At 46.4% G+C, this 14,401-nt stretch carries 16 protein-coding genes; 12 read left to right on the top strand and 4 right to left on the bottom strand.

From position 1 onward, the window contains the following. The first annotated feature begins 55 nt into the window (after positions 1 to 55). From LIN78_RS05720 to LIN78_RS05710, 3 genes are all read left to right on the top strand, one after another. The gene (locus LIN78_RS05720) at positions 56 to 1,012 is read left to right on the top strand and encodes a LysR family transcriptional regulator (RefSeq protein WP_227179406.1); all 957 of its coding nucleotides are present in this window, start codon (positions 56 to 58) and stop codon (positions 1,010 to 1,012) included. A gap of 283 nt (positions 1,013 to 1,295) precedes the next feature. Continuing rightward, positions 1,296 to 2,000, top strand: a complete 705-nt coding sequence (locus LIN78_RS05715; RefSeq protein ID WP_227179404.1) for a cyclic nucleotide-binding domain-containing protein — start codon at positions 1,296 to 1,298, stop codon at positions 1,998 to 2,000. 183 nt (positions 2,001 to 2,183) lie between these two features. After that, entirely contained in the window at positions 2,184 to 3,320 is a 1,137-nt protein-coding gene (locus tag LIN78_RS05710; protein ID WP_227179402.1) for a tetratricopeptide repeat protein, read from the top strand. A 74-nt stretch (positions 3,321 to 3,394) separates the two neighbouring features. Here LIN78_RS05710 and LIN78_RS05705 read toward each other — a convergent pair whose 3' ends face one another. Further along, positions 3,395 to 4,429: an ABC transporter substrate-binding protein gene (locus LIN78_RS05705; RefSeq protein ID WP_227179400.1), complete on the bottom strand. Its 1,035-nt coding sequence runs from the start codon at positions 4,427 to 4,429 to the stop codon at positions 3,395 to 3,397. Between the two features lie 39 nt (positions 4,430 to 4,468). Between LIN78_RS05705 and LIN78_RS05700 the strand changes: the two genes are divergently transcribed. Further along, positions 4,469 to 4,708, top strand: a complete 240-nt coding sequence (locus LIN78_RS05700) for a hypothetical protein (protein ID WP_227179398.1) — start codon at positions 4,469 to 4,471, stop codon at positions 4,706 to 4,708. Between the two features lie 25 nt (positions 4,709 to 4,733). On the opposite strand, the gene hisD is transcribed toward LIN78_RS05700, so the two are convergent. Beyond that, complete coding sequence (gene hisD / locus LIN78_RS05695) at positions 4,734 to 6,014, bottom strand: histidinol dehydrogenase (RefSeq protein WP_227179396.1); 1,281 nt, start codon at positions 6,012 to 6,014, stop codon at positions 4,734 to 4,736. Between the two features lie 240 nt (positions 6,015 to 6,254). Here hisD and LIN78_RS05690 point away from each other — a divergent pair, with 240 nt between their 5' ends. Beyond that, entirely contained in the window at positions 6,255 to 6,803 is a 549-nt protein-coding gene (locus LIN78_RS05690) for a helix-turn-helix domain-containing protein (protein ID WP_227179394.1), read from the top strand. Here LIN78_RS05690 and LIN78_RS05685 read toward each other — a convergent pair. Further along, positions 6,800 to 7,696 carry a LysR family transcriptional regulator gene (locus LIN78_RS05685; protein ID WP_227179392.1) on the bottom strand — a complete coding sequence of 299 codons (897 nt, stop codon included), beginning with the start codon at positions 7,694 to 7,696 and terminating at the stop codon, positions 6,800 to 6,802. The two genes, LIN78_RS05690 and LIN78_RS05685, sit on opposite strands and share 4 nt — an antisense overlap. Before the next feature lie 39 nt (positions 7,697 to 7,735). Here LIN78_RS05685 and LIN78_RS05680 point away from each other — a divergent pair, with 39 nt between their 5' ends. From LIN78_RS05680 to LIN78_RS05660, 5 genes are all read left to right on the top strand, one after another. Continuing rightward, positions 7,736 to 8,812: a zinc-binding alcohol dehydrogenase family protein gene (locus LIN78_RS05680; RefSeq protein WP_308443950.1), complete on the top strand. Its 1,077-nt coding sequence runs from the start codon at positions 7,736 to 7,738 to the stop codon at positions 8,810 to 8,812. 10 nt (positions 8,813 to 8,822) lie between these two features. After that, positions 8,823 to 9,257: a GlcG/HbpS family heme-binding protein gene (locus LIN78_RS05675; protein ID WP_227179390.1), complete on the top strand. Its 435-nt coding sequence runs from the start codon at positions 8,823 to 8,825 to the stop codon at positions 9,255 to 9,257. Between the two features lie 253 nt (positions 9,258 to 9,510). Next, positions 9,511 to 10,269: a transporter substrate-binding domain-containing protein gene (locus tag LIN78_RS05670; protein ID WP_227179388.1), complete on the top strand. Its 759-nt coding sequence runs from the start codon at positions 9,511 to 9,513 to the stop codon at positions 10,267 to 10,269. 189 nt (positions 10,270 to 10,458) lie between these two features. After that, positions 10,459 to 11,223 (top strand): transporter substrate-binding domain-containing protein, encoded by a 765-nt coding sequence (locus LIN78_RS05665; protein ID WP_227179386.1) that lies wholly within the window; start codon positions 10,459 to 10,461, stop codon positions 11,221 to 11,223. 123 nt (positions 11,224 to 11,346) lie between these two features. Continuing rightward, positions 11,347 to 12,438 (top strand): NAD(P)H-dependent flavin oxidoreductase, encoded by a 1,092-nt coding sequence (locus LIN78_RS05660; RefSeq protein WP_227179384.1) that lies wholly within the window; start codon positions 11,347 to 11,349, stop codon positions 12,436 to 12,438. Here the strand turns inward: LIN78_RS05660 and LIN78_RS05655 are convergent. Then, on the bottom strand, positions 12,435 to 12,812 hold the full coding sequence (locus LIN78_RS05655; RefSeq protein WP_227179382.1) for a carboxymuconolactone decarboxylase family protein: 378 nt from the start codon (positions 12,810 to 12,812) through the stop codon (positions 12,435 to 12,437). The genes LIN78_RS05660 and LIN78_RS05655 overlap by 4 nt on opposite strands. Before the next feature lie 187 nt (positions 12,813 to 12,999). Here LIN78_RS05655 and LIN78_RS05650 point away from each other — a divergent pair, with 187 nt between their 5' ends. Both LIN78_RS05650 and LIN78_RS05645 read left to right on the top strand, forming a co-directional pair. Next, the gene (locus LIN78_RS05650) at positions 13,000 to 13,590 is read left to right on the top strand and encodes an amino acid synthesis family protein (RefSeq protein ID WP_227179380.1); all 591 of its coding nucleotides are present in this window, start codon (positions 13,000 to 13,002) and stop codon (positions 13,588 to 13,590) included. Next, complete coding sequence (locus LIN78_RS05645; protein WP_227179378.1) at positions 13,583 to 14,401, top strand: alpha/beta fold hydrolase; 819 nt, start codon at positions 13,583 to 13,585, stop codon at positions 14,399 to 14,401. Before LIN78_RS05650 ends, LIN78_RS05645 begins: the two co-directional genes overlap by 8 nt.

The following is a 14,401-nucleotide window of genomic DNA, read 5'->3' as shown; positions in this document are numbered from 1 at the left end:
GTAGGTAGACAGTTATGTCACTATTAACTTTAAGTTATGAATATGGTTAGGTAAGATGGATACCACGCAACGAGTCAGGGCGATTTTGTCTTTTGTGCAAGCGGCAGATAAAGGCAGCTTTGCCAATGCCGCTCGCGCTTTAGGCATTAGTGCGGCAGCGGTAAGTAAAAATATTGCCGGGCTAGAAACGGCACTAGGCGTGCGGCTAATGAACCGCACCACCCGCACACTTAGCCTAACGGAAGAAGGGCGCGCCTTTTTGCAGCAAGCACGCATTGCACTAAATGCACTTGATGATGCAACCGATGCCGCCATTGCCCAACGTGCCAACCCGCAAGGGCGTGTGCGCTTATCTACTAGCATTGGCTTTGGGCGAGAATACCTAGCCCCGGCCTTGCCGGGCTTGCTGGCAACTTATCCTGGCTTATCCGTCGAAGTGGATTTTGATGATCGCTTAATCGACTTTGTGCAAGATCGCTTTGATATGGTGATTCGGGGTGGCTTAATTACCGAATCCTCCTTCATCTCTCGCCCTATCTGCCAATTACAGATGGTGATTGCAGCCGCCCCTAGCTATTTGGCCGCGCATGGCATCCCGAAAAATGCAGCCGAACTTAGCCAGCACACCTTGCTCACCCGCCGGTTCTTAGGCGGTAAAGTCGCCCCGTGGCAGTTTTATGGCGGGGACGGTAGCAAAATTGCCTTAAATACCGATCACGCATCGCTATTATTATCGTCCCCCGAAACCCTCACCGAGATGACGGTTGCAGGTGCTGGCATCGCGCAAATTGGCATCATGTCTGCCTTAAAATTTATCCGTACAGGGCAACTAAAAGTGCTGCTCTTAGATAGCCATTACCCGGGAGATTTTGAAATGACTTTGCAATACCCACACCGGGCGCACATCGCCCCACGGGTACGGGTAACGGTGGATTATCTATTAGCGGCCTTTGCCGCCAGAGAAGAGCTTCACACCACGGCGGCATCGCTGAGGGCATACGAGGCAAAATAGGCGGGAGGATTGTCTGTTTTCAGTAAAAATAATAGAACTTTTTAATTTCCTCTTTATTCTAATGATTACCCACAGGCAAACCCTTGATATGAAACGAATAAATATGCTGATTTAATCTCTTTACATTCCCGCAAACCCGCATGGATACTTGCTTTTAGCAATAACCATATTAAGCTAGTGGTTGTTATTTGGGTATTTTAGTTTAGTATTGAATAATTATCTTTAGAAGCATCCTGATTGATTATTTAATCATCAGCGAAGTAGCCCCACCTGGAGTAATACTTTGAAGTGCTCAGATTGCAAATGGCGCAAGTACTGTTTGCCTAGCGACCTTAGCGGACCTTCGCTTAGCGAGTTTGAGCACATCGTCCACCTAGGCAAAAAATTCGAGAAAGAGCAACGAATCTATAGCCAAGGATCGTCGTTTCGCTCCCTGTTTGCCATTCAATCTGGTAGCGTCAAAACCCAATACACCCTCACCTCTGGTTACACACAAGTCACCGCTTTTTATTACCCCGGTGAAGTCATTGGCCTAGATGCGATAGATACCGACAAATACCCCGGTACAGCCATCGCCTTAGAAGATTCGATCATCTGTGAAATCCCTTTTGCACACCTAGAGCAAATCGCCCAACAACAGCCGATTCTGAATCAATCTTTATTTAAGCTAATGGGCAGAGAGTTTGTACGAGATCAATCGCTACTCTTTTTATTAGGTAGCCGCGCCGCCGAAGAACGCGTACTGAGTTTTCTAAGTAGTATCGCTAAACGCCACACCATCATGAACCCGGAAAGCCAGCAACTGCAACTCAGCATGTCTCGTACCGATATTGCGAGCTTTTTAGGGATTTCGCTAGAAACTGTTAGCCGAGAACTGACCAAACTAAAGAAAAATGGCTGGCTGGAATTAAGCGGCAGAAATGTACTTATTCACCAACCTGCCAATTTCAAAGAGTACGTGTTCCAGTTGGCAGATAAGACTATTTAACCTTCCCTTGCTACACGCTTACCCGTTGCTGGAAAAGAGCAAGCACCAAGGGAATGGCCACCACGTAAATATCATTTCACCTTCCCCGTGAATGAAAAGATTATTTTCCCGTTCTTTTCTATAATCGAAACGCATAAAATTATGTCATAATCATGCATTAATTTTTCTACCTGCTAATCCATTATGCGCAAAATTGCCCAACGCCTTTTACTTGCCCCATTTTTCTGCTTGATGGCTGTCTCTTACGTTCACGCTCAGCCAGCAGCGCCGGCAGCAGAAACAGCACAATCAGCGACTTCTGCTGAAGAGCTCGCAACACTAAGACAGTTTATTAAGACAAACCAGTCAGATAAATCGCCTGAAATGCGCGCTAATGAGGCACAAGCCATGGTGTCATTGGCGGTTGGTTTAGAAAAAAATCAAAAGTTCGATGATGCAAATAAGGTCTATAAAGACCTCATCAGCAAATACGCCTCAGATACCTCAACAGAGGTAAAAATTCGCGTGGCAATGGGCATGCGCTATTTGGGCGATAACTTATCGGATCAAAAGAAGGTAAAAGAATCTAACGCCCTATACCGCCAATTGGCAGATAAATTTGCGAAAGAAACCGATCCAAGTATTCGCTTCGAAGTAGCAACCGGGCTTTTTGGACTAGCGTTGGCGTTAGAAGATGGGCAAATGAAGGTAGCAAACAATACCTACCGTGAACTAGTCCGCAACTTTGTGAACGATCAAACCCCAAGCATTCGGATTAAAGTCGCTACAGCGCTGCATTATTTGGTAGACAACTTGTATGCCGAAAAACAAGTGGATGAAACCATCCAATTGGTCAATCAACTACATACAAACTATGGCGCAGATACCGCACCAGAAATACGTAGTCTGCTTGCGTCTAGTTTAGTTACCCTTGGCGTCGCGTTAGAAGACAAAGAACAACTAAATGATGCGGTGAAAAACTACCAACAGCTAATCAGCCAATTTGGCAATGAACCTTCAGAAGACATTCGTAACTATGTATCAATGGGTCTACGCTATATGGCCGATGATTTGGATGATCTGAAACAGTCTGACGCAGCCATAAAAGCTTACCAGCAACTGATTGCGACTTATGGCAAAGACACAGACGATAAAGTTCGTCTTACCGTGGCCAAAGGGATGCATAGCTTAGGGGTTGTTTATGCCACGCAAGATAACAAAAACAAAGCGATTGAAACTTACCAACAGTTGATTAGCACCTACGGCAGCGACACTGAAGCGGAAGTACAGAATCAAGTGGAGCAAGCAAAATCAGCCATTGAGGCATTAAAGAGTAACTAAGAAATGTGTAGTCACAAAAAAACCGCTAGTTAGATAGCGGTTTTTTTGTGACTTTTGCATGCAGGCTTTTGATGTTACTTTGCAGCCCATGCATTAAAGCGTTGCTCTAAAGATTCACCATAATCTGCCCAGAAGACGGTATCCATACCAACTGAGTTTTTCAGGTTATTTGGTGCGGTTGGCAAGTTAGCTAAGTCTGCTTTTGGAATAAGTGGCAATGTTTTCTTGTTGGTTGGACCATAAGAAATTTGTCCAGAAAAGATTTTTTGATTTTCAGGTTTGCTAGCAAACGCAATGTATTTTAGAGACTCTTGTGGCGCAGGATGTCCTTTTGGAATCGCCCAGAAATCCATGTCGTAAATACTGCCATTCCAAACCATTTTCAGGTTCTTACCTTCTTTTTGCGCATTGGCAATTCGGCCGTTATAAGCCACGCTCATCACCACATCGCCAGCGGCTAAGTACTGCGCTGGTTGTGCGCCAGCTTCCCACCATTGAATATATGGTTTTAATTGATCTAGCTTTTTAAAGGCACGATCAACACCCTTTGGTGTTGCCAACATTTTGTAAACATCTTTCGGTGCAACGCCATCAGCCATCAATGCAAACTCAAGCGAGTATTTTGGCCCTTTACGCATACCGCGTTTACCAGGGAATTTCTTCACATCCCAAAAGTCTGCCCATGATTTAGGACCGACCTTTAGTTTATCCCCATCGTATGCAAACCCCGTTGTCCAGACGAAAGTAGCTACACCACATTGTTGAACTGCACCCGGGACAAAGTCTGCTTTATTACCAATCTTGGTGATATCAATTTTCTCAAATAGGCCTTCTTCACAACCACGAGTCAGTTCTGGTGATTCTACTTCTACCACATCCCAAGAGATTGTCTTGGTATCTACCATGGATTTAATTTTGGCCATTTCGCCATTGTATTCAGATCCAAGTACTTGTGTACCTGTGGCTGCTTTGTAAGGGCCATAATAGGCTTTTACTTGGGCGTCTTTTACCGCACCACCAAAGGAAACCACCGTTAGGTCTTTTGCGGTTGCCATTTGGCTCATCGCAAGCACCGTGCATGCAAGTAATAATTTTGTTTGTTGTTTCATTTGCAAGATCCTCTCTCTAAAAGGGTGATAACAAATCTGGTGACGACCGACGAATCATCTGAAGACTTGAAAGTTGTTTGCCTAGCGATTGAAAACAAGCGCTCTCTCAACACTGCTTTTCCACTAATTGGCGTCTCTAGCATGCGCAAAGTTGTTGATGAACTCAAGCTAGCAATCACTACATGGCAAGTATTCTTTACAATTAAAGAACCCACCTTCATTCAATCTGGTTTGTTGTTTGAAACCTTACTTCTAGAGCGAAGAGCCAAACCAGATTGAAGAAGATGGATAACGCGTAGAAAGATTAATAACGGCCTAGTCGTACTTCCGCTGCACGTTGGTGACCTTCCATTCCTTCTGTTTTACTTTGGCGAGCAGCTGGTGGCGCAACGGCCGCAACACCTCTTGCATCTAGCCACTGGTGTGTACAAACCTTCACATAAGAACCCACCCAGAGCCCGCCGGTATAACGTCCCGCCCCCATGGTCGGTAGTGTATGGTTGGTTCCGCAGCACTTGTCTGAGAACACCACCGAAGCCTCTTCTCCAATAAACAAAGAACCATAGTTATGCAGTTTCTTTGCTGTTGCTTGTGCGTCTTTGGTGTGCACTTGCAAATGTTCTGCTGCAATAAAATCAGAGTACGCAATCATGGATGCTTCATCTTCACACACTACAATTTCGCCATAATCACGCCAGGCTTGTGCGGCCACATTCGCGGTAGACAAGGTTTCTAACTGTAAGGCCACTTCTTTTAGCGTTGCTTCCGCCACTGCTTTGCTAGTAGTAATTAAGCCGACACGCGTACGAATATCGTGTTCTGCTTGGGCTAGCATATCGGTCGCTAAAATCGCTGGGTTGGCTGTTTCATCTGCCACAATAAAAATTTCACTTGGTCCAGCCAGCTGATCAATCCCCACTGGGCCAAACACTTGGCGTTTTGCTTCATTTACATAGGCATTACCCGGGCCAACGATCTTATCTACCGCAGGGACAGACTCAGTGCCAAATGCCATTGCCGCAATCGCTTGTGCACCGCCAATTTTGAAAATGCGATCTGCACCAGAAAGATGGCAACCCGCAATCATCGCTGGATGTGCAGTTGGCGGCAGGCAAGCAATCACTTCCTCACAGCCAGCTACTTTTGCAGGCACAATCGTCATTACTGGTGCAGATAAGATGGGGTAGCGTCCGCCAGGTACATACGCACCAATTTTCTTGATCGGCAAAACACGGTGGCCTAAATGTAAGCCTGGCAGGGTTTCTACTTCGAGTGGCAAAATGGTTGCCAATTGTGCTTGGGCAAAGGCGCGAACACGCTCAATGGCAAACTCTGTATCTTTGCGGGTTTGCGGATCTAGCGAAGCCAAAGATGCTTGAATTTCTTCTGGCGTTACTTCTAGAACATCTACATCACTTTTATCAAACTTTAGGCTGTATTCTTTTACCGCTGCATCACCATTCGCAGCGACATTGGCCAGCACCTCTTTCACAAGTGTTTCAATTTGTGCGTTATCGTCTGCGGCTGCTTTTTCTGGCGATTTCACAAATTGAATCGATTTTGGTTGAGTAAATTGGATGGCCATTGTTATTTTCCTTTCTAGATTGCAACTTGCTTGAATCAGTACGTGTTGTCTGGGTGGAGCTATCTTCTGATGAGATCCAATCACTGACAATGGCTCTAACCCATGGTGGAAACTATACTTTCCATTTTTATCTATTACTGGGTATGATGATCTTAGGCTGTATTTAGCCTAGCCGCGGGGATCACCTGCTAAAGCTTTACAGCAAGTGGAAAGTGCAATTCGAGAGGTAAAAGAAGCAAAATGGCCAAAATTGGAAATGAAATTAAAGTACTGAGAGAACGAAGAGGGCTTTCGATGCGCGAACTCGCCGCGAGAGCAGGTATTTCGCACACAGCCATTTCGATGATTGAGAAAAATGAAATCAGCCCATCGGTTGATACATTAGCCGCCATTTTGGATGTATTAGGCAGTACGTTAGTAAGCTTTTTTGCAGAATTAAAAGGGCTGTATTCCGTTTCGCCTTTTTACCGCGCAGATGACTTACCGGAAATTGGTGAACGGAAAAAAATCTCTTACAAGGCGGTAGGACAAAACCACCCCAATCGCTCTATTTTGTTATTACACGAAACCTATCAAGCCGGCGCAGATTCGGGCAAAGCCATTAGCCATGATGCGCAAGAGACTGGCATTGTCATTTCAGGGGCGGTAGAAGTCACCGTAGGAACAGAAACGAGCATCCTCTATCCGGGGGATGCCTACTACTTTGATAGTAGGCTGCCGCATACCTTCAAAAATGTCCATGAAGGCGAAAGCGTGATTGTTAGTGCGGTTTCTCCCCCTTCTTTTTAAGCAATCAATGCCTGACATTTCTCTTGTAGCCATGCCTTTAGTGCTTGCACTGCTGGCGTGGCTTGTAGTCGATGCGCGGCAACTAAGTGGAGTGATGTTGGCTCCCCCCATGTTGGCGGAAAGACTTCTACCAACCTTCCCGCCTGAATATCTGGTAATAGATCGAGCCTAGATTTGTAAACGAGGCCTTGGCCATTCACCGCCCAGCGGCGAACAATATCGGCATCATCACTAAAGCGGTTACCCCTGATATTCACCACACATTCTTCCTCTGGCAAAGTAAAGCGCCAACGTTGAAATGTCTGGTCTCCCCATACAAAGCCTAAGCAATTGTGATGAACAAGTTCTGTCGGGTGCGTTGGTGTACCGAACTTCGCAAGGTACGCAGGCGCAGCACAGAGCGAGCGCCTTAATCCATTCACTAGCGGCCATGCAATTAATGAAGAATCTGGCAATTGCCCATATCGAATTGCGGCATCTACCGGTTCGCCCACTAAATCTACCGCCCGGTCACTAATGCGCAGTTGAATGGCTAACTGTGGGTGCAAGGTTTGAAAATCATCAAGCCACGGCACCAGCAAGTTTCGGCCAATATCTGAGGGGGCAGATAGGCGTAGTGTGCCTTTTAGCGCCTCACTCTGTTCACTCAGCACTTGCGCCCCTTGTTGCAATTGGTCTACCACGCCACGTGCAAAGGGCAGATACCGTAAACCTTCTTCAGATAACCTTAGGTTACGGGTATTGCGCACAAACAATCGTGTACCTAGATGTTTCTCTAGCCGCATGATGGCCCCACTCACAAACGCGGGGGTGATATTTAGCTGCCGAGCAACCAGCGAAAAGCTCCCTTGATCTGCCGCTAATACAAATAATTCCAAATCATCTAAGCGCATGATTTTCGTCATTTTGATGAAAGTGTTTGCTAGTTTATCGTGTTTTTCCCATGTAAAGAAACAGGCAAGCTAGCGACATTCTTCACTTCATTTGGACACATCATCATGAAAGCATTTGGTTTTTATCAGGCCTTACCACTTAGCCATGCAGAGGCGCTTGTCGAGATTACCCTCCCTACGCCAGTAGCAACCGGTCACGATGTATTAGTCGATGTTCGCGCTATTTCTATTAACCCAGTCGATGTAAAAGTACGCGCCAATTCACAGCCTGCAGCAGGGGAATTTCGCATTCCTGGCTGGGATGCAGCCGGGGTGGTGTTGGCAGTGGGCGAGAAAGTAAGCCACTTTAAAGTGGGCGATCGTGTATGGTACGCGGGGGCAATGCGCCGCCACGGCAGCTATTGCGAGCAACAGCTAGTGGACGAGCGCTTAGTAGGAAAGATACCTGATAATCTAGACTTTGCCCATGCCGCCTCTTTACCGCTAACGGCGATTACCGCTTGGGAATTACTGTTTGATAGATTAGCCGTTCACGAGGCAGATCCATCGCATGCTGGCACCTTGCTGATTTTAGGTGCCGCAGGTGGGGTTGGCAGTATTCTGACCCAGCTAGCGAGTACGCTAACAGGGCTCACCGTCATCGGCACCGCCTCTCGGCCAGATTCGCAAGCTTGGGTAATGCACCACGGTGCCCATCATGTGATTAATCATGCCGAACCACTTCGTCCACAGCTAGAAGCACTGGGCATTGCGGAGGTCTCCTATGTAATTGGGCTGAATCAGAGTGAATCGTATTTATCGCAAATCGTGGATATTTTGCGCCCAGAGGGGAAGTTTGCGCTGATTGATGACCCCAAAGTGCTCGATATCGCGCCATTTAAGTTAAAGTCGATCTCTGTGCATTGGGAGCTAATGTTCACCCGGTCGATCTTCCAAACCGAGACTCAAATTAAGCAGCATCACTTGCTTAACCGCGTAGCAAAACTCGTAGAGGAAGAACGACTACATCCAACGGTCAGTACCAAACTAGAAGGCATCAATCTAGACACCTTACGTCATGCGCATGCGATGGTAGAGCGCGGCAATATGCTTGGCAAAGTGGTATTGGAAAAATAAGGAGAACCGTATGAATCCAATCACCTTACAAAATAAAGCAACGATTAGCCAAGCAACCGCACAACAACTCATTCAACTAGCGACTGAAAGTGCAAAGCAACAGGGCATTGCCGTCACCATTGCCATTACCGATATTGGCGGGCATCAAGTGGCATTGTACCGAGACGATAACGCGCACTTCCTAACGATAGAAGTAGCAATCAAAAAAGCCTGGACAGCTTCTGCCTACGGCTTACCCACCCATATTTGGAACGACATTGTGAATCAGCCCAAAACGGCGCAGTTAAACAATGTTTCGCAACTGATGCCGATTGGCGGTGGCTACCCTTTGCGGGTGAATGGACAATTGGTGGGCGGTATTGGTATTTCTGGCGGGCTTGCCCAACAGGATATTGATGCCTGTGGTGCCGCACTCACGGCGCTTGGGTTTGAGTTTACCGGCTAATTAAAAGAGGGCATTGCCCTCTCTTTGTACAGTTAATTATTTGTCATTAATTTTCTTGGCAAATAGGGTGGGGACATGACAAAATTACGTTTGTCGATTGTATCCAATTTGAATGGGTGAATCGGATGTATCGGCATTGGTTTTTTCCACAGGCGATGCGGTCAGTCACATAACGCATTTCATAGCGTTAGGCTAGACCACATAAAGAAGATGACTTCTCCGCATCGGTCTGTTTATTTAACAGGACCCCAATATGCGTAAGAAAGTACTGTCCGCACTGCTATGTGCGTTTGCCGCTTTGCCTGCCACTGCTGAAACCTTAAAAATTGCCATTCAAGGTGGTTTACCCCCGTTTGATTACACTGAAGCGGGAAAAGTAAAAGGGTTTAACGTCGATATTACCCATGCTTTATGTGCAGACATGAAAGTAACATGCGTGGTTGTAAAAACCCCTTGGGAGAATCTCATCCCAGATGTGGCTAGTGGCAAAGTCGATGCTGCTATCTCTAGCGTTGCGATCACCGAAGAACGTAAAAAGAAGGTGCTATTTTCGGATAAATACACGCAAAGCCCAGGTAGTTTTGTTGGGAAAAAGGGCAAGTATGTATCGACATTCATTACCGAACTCGACCTAAAAGGCAAGAAGGTGGGGTATCAGTCGAACACTATCTTTGAAAACCTAGTCAAAGGTCGCTTCCCAAACATCCCGCAAACGGGATATCACACCACTGCTGAAATGTATCGCGCACTCTCGTCCGGTGAAATTGATATTGCCCTAGATGACATGGTCTCTGCTTACTATGGTTTTTTACAGTCGCCAGAGGGTAAAGGTTACGAACTCGTTGGTTCAGCCATCCGCGATCGTAAATACATGGGGGTTGGCGAAGGCGTTGTTCTAAAACTTGGTAATCAAGCGTTGGCCAAGCGATTTAACCAATCGATCTCCCATATCCGAGAAACCGGCATTTACCAACAAATCATGAATAAATACTTCATGTTTAACGTTTACTAACAAATCTTTTCCCATTCACATTGCCCGTGTAACGCTACAACTTACATGGGCTTTTCCATACCGTTTGTCGCCCATATTTTCTGAGTAATTACTTCGTCAAAAATTTATGGTATACCATAATATACAGATATAAAGATCCGTTAACAGCCTTCGTGTTGGCGGTTAATTCATACTCAGGAGAGCATTTTCATGACAAAACAACGGCGGCTTCTCGGCATCGGACTATGCGGACTAATTAGCACGTTCACACAGGCTGAAACATTAAAAATCGCCATTCAAGGAGCACTTCCCCCTTTTGACTATATGGAGGGAGGCCAAGTCAAAGGGTTTAATGTAGAGATAACCCATGCACTCTGTGCTGACATGAAAGTGACCTGTGTCGTAGTCAAAACCCCATGGGAAGAATTGATTCCCTCTGTTTCTAGCGGAAAGGTGGATGCGGTTATTTCCAGCATGTCTATTACTGCCGAACGTCAAAAAATTGTCTCTTTTAGTGAGCGATATACGCGCAGCCCAGCCAGTTTTGTTGCAAAGAAAAAGAAGTATCTGACAACTTATATTACTGCGCTTGATCTAAAAGGAAAAACCGCTGGCGCACAAGCAGGGACAATTTATGAAAACCTGATGCGGGGACGTTATCCAGAAGTACCGTTAAAGACTTTCTCTACCACTGCCGACATGTACAAATCACTGCAGGCGGGAGAAATTGACATCGCATTAGATGATATGGTCTCTGCTTATTATGGCTATGTTCAAACACCTGCCGGCAAAGGGCTAGAACTCGTTGGCTCTCCCATTAGAGATAGCAAATACATGGGGATTGGCGAAGGGGTGGTGGTTAAACTTAACAATAAAGCCTTGGCCAATCGGTTTAGCACAGCGATTACAAATATCCGAAAATCTGGTGTTTACCAACAAATCATGAATAAATACTTCATGTTTAACGTGTATTAAACCAAAACAATTTCAATGCCTAAGCATGACTTAGGCATTGATCCCTTGCGTTTTCATTGTTCGCCCTCATCTCTTTCTACGCATACAAGCTGTTTTGCCCAACCTTAGCCAGAAGGATGAGAGATGCCGAATCAATCCACCATTGCCATTCCAACGTTCTTAGCTAAACTGGGCATCACACATCCTATCCTTCAAGCACCCATGGCAGGTGTTAGCACGCCAGCCATGGCGGCAGCGGTATCAAATGCGGGTGGTTTAGGGGCACTAGGGCTGGGCGCCATGAATGCGCAGGCGGCAAAAGAAGTAATAGCGGCGACTCGCGCACTAACCGACAAACCGTTTAACGTGAATGTGTTTTGCCATGCACCCGCAAAAATAGATGTTGCCGTTAGCCAAGCATGGCTAGCTTATCTAGCGCCCACATTCCAAGAGTTTGATGTCCCCGTCCCATCTACCTTAAGGGAAATCTATCAATCGTTTTTAGTCGATACCGCTATGTTTGAGATGCTATTGGCTGAAAAGCCAGCGGTGATCAGCTTTCATTTTGGATTGCCATCAAGCGAACAGATTGCAGCATTCAAAACCGCGGGTATTACCTTACTAGCAACGGCAACCTCTATCACAGAAGCAACAGCCATTACCGAAGCTGGGTTAGACGCCATTGTTGCGCAAGGCATTGAAGCGGGCGGACACCGAGGGATGTTTGATCCAAGCGCAGCAGATAGTGAACTTCCTACCTTAGATTTGGTACGCGAGCTTAAACAAGTAAGCCATTTACCGATTATTGCTGCGGGTGGATTAATGAATGGAGCAGACATTGCACAAGCATTCGCTGTGGGTGCCGACGCTGTGCAATTAGGCACCGCATTTGTCACCACGCCAGAGTCCGCGGCCGATGCCGCCTACCGAGCCGCTTTTTTTCAGCAGCCTGTTCTGCCAACTACATTAACCAAATCCATTTCCGGCCGACCAGCAAGAGGATTTTGCAACCAGCTAACGGCGTTGGGCGAACAGCCAAATGCACCGACGATTCCAGATTACCCGCTTACATATGATGCGGGTAAAGCCCTCCATGCGGCAGCAAAAGGAAAAGGCAACGTTGCTTACGCCGCGCAATGGGCAGGCATGAGCGCAGCTAAGGCGCGCAATCTATCTGCGGCGACCTTAATCAACACCTTAGTCGAAGAGCTGATTGCAGCCCAAGCGGGCAATTAAGCTTCTGGGTTTTGCGCAAACACTTCTCTGGCAATTCGCATGCTATCGACAGCGGCAGGGACGCCACAATAAATCGCAATTTGTAAAATTGCCTCGACAATCTCTTCTTTTGTTAGCCCATTATTTAACGCGCCTTGCACATGCAATTTGAATTCATGTGGGCGGTTTAAAGCAGCAATCATTCCTAAATTTAACAGGCTGCGATCTCGCTTGGCCAAGCCTTCACGCGCCCAAACGGTTCCCCAACAATATTCTGTCACTAAGGTTTGTAATTCCATCGCCAATGCATCTGCATTTTGGATAGATTGATTTACATACGCTTCGCCAAGTACAGATTTACGAATGGCCAACCCGGCATCAAATTTATCACTCATCGTATTTTTTCCTTACATATCAATCAGATAGAAACAAGCAAGCCACTAAAAAGTCCTCTACAAGGTTATTATAGTCGCTTTGGTATACCATAATACAAAAAGTTGTTGCAGTCTGTTTATATTATGGTATACCATGATTTCACTGAGCCGGTAATCAACCACATAACGGACTGTTGAGGATCGAAAAATGACTGTAGAAATTCGTAAGGTAGTAACCTACGTAGAGGACACCCTGATTGAGGGTGGCAAAGCAGCAGCAAAACCATTAACACTCATTGGCATTGCCGCAGTAGTAAAAAACCCTTGGCACGGAAAAGGCTTTGTAGAAGATCTTAAGCCAGAGATTCATGCATGCGCCCCTGTTCTAGGCGAGCTACTAACCAAAAAGATTCTGGAAATTACAGGTTCAGGTGAGGCAGTAGAAGGCTACGGTAAAGCAGCCATTGTCGGCACCTCTGGCGAAGTGGAACACGCTTCTGCCCTTATCCACACCCTTCGTTTTGGTAATCACTACCGTAAAGCGGTAGGTGCAAAAAGTTACCTAAGTTTTACCAATGTGCGTGGCGGCCCAAACTGCCCAGTGGTGATTCCACTAATGCACAAAGACGATGAAGGCATGCGCTCTCATTACCTCACTGTGCAATTCTCAATTAATGATGCCCCAGCGCATGATGAAATCGTGATTGCATTAGGCGCATCCATTGGTGGTCGTCCACATCATCGTATTGGCGATCGCTACCAAGATCTTAAAGACCTTGGCAGTAACGAGAATGCCTGAGGTGACCATGGGAACGACTCGTGACGCGCAACTCAGCAATGGCACATCCTATGTGTCAGCTGGCCAAGGCGAATGCATTATCTTTATTCATGGTGTTGGGATGGGTAAAGAAGTATGGCAACCGCAAATCGAGTTTTTCTCACGTCACTATCGTGTCGTTTGTTACGACATGTTAGGGCATGGCGGAAGTGAACTGCCACCAGATGAGGCCATTCTGGAAGATTACGCAGTGCAGTTAGCAAGGCTGATGGATGATCTAGGCATTAAAAAAGCCAATATTGTCGGGCATTCGATGGGGGCATTGGTGTCGCTAGAGTTTGCACTGACTTGGCCAGAGCGCGTCATACGCTTAGTACCGATGAATGCGGTCTATTGCCGAAGTGTAGCGCAAAGACAAGCGGTAGAAAATCGGGCAAAGGAATTAGCGGACCCAGGTTCGCCAGCTAGCCTCACGGCCACTATCGCACGCTGGTTTGGGGACCCCGTTCCAGCGCATCTAAAGCATGAAGAAGCTTTGGTTCGGCATTTTCTAACCACGGTGAATCCGGTTGGCTATGCCAGAACCTACCAATTATTTGCGACATCTGATCGGACGCATGAAGGCAAGTTTGAGAAATTGACCATGCCTACTCTTTTCTTGACCGGAGAGTTCGATCCAAATTCTTCGCCAGAAATGTCGCAAAACATGGCAAATGCCAGCCCAAACGGGGTTTGCCACGTAATAAAGAACGCAAAACACATGATGGGAATCACTTCACCATCAGAAACCAATACGGCACTGAACGATTTTTTAGAAAAAGCACTGAATTAA

The sequence above is a fragment of the Leeia speluncae genome, assembly GCF_020564625.1.
Taxonomy (GTDB): Bacteria; Pseudomonadota; Gammaproteobacteria; order Burkholderiales; family Leeiaceae; genus Leeia; species Leeia speluncae.
This window is presented reverse-complemented; position numbering and strand designations above follow the sequence as displayed.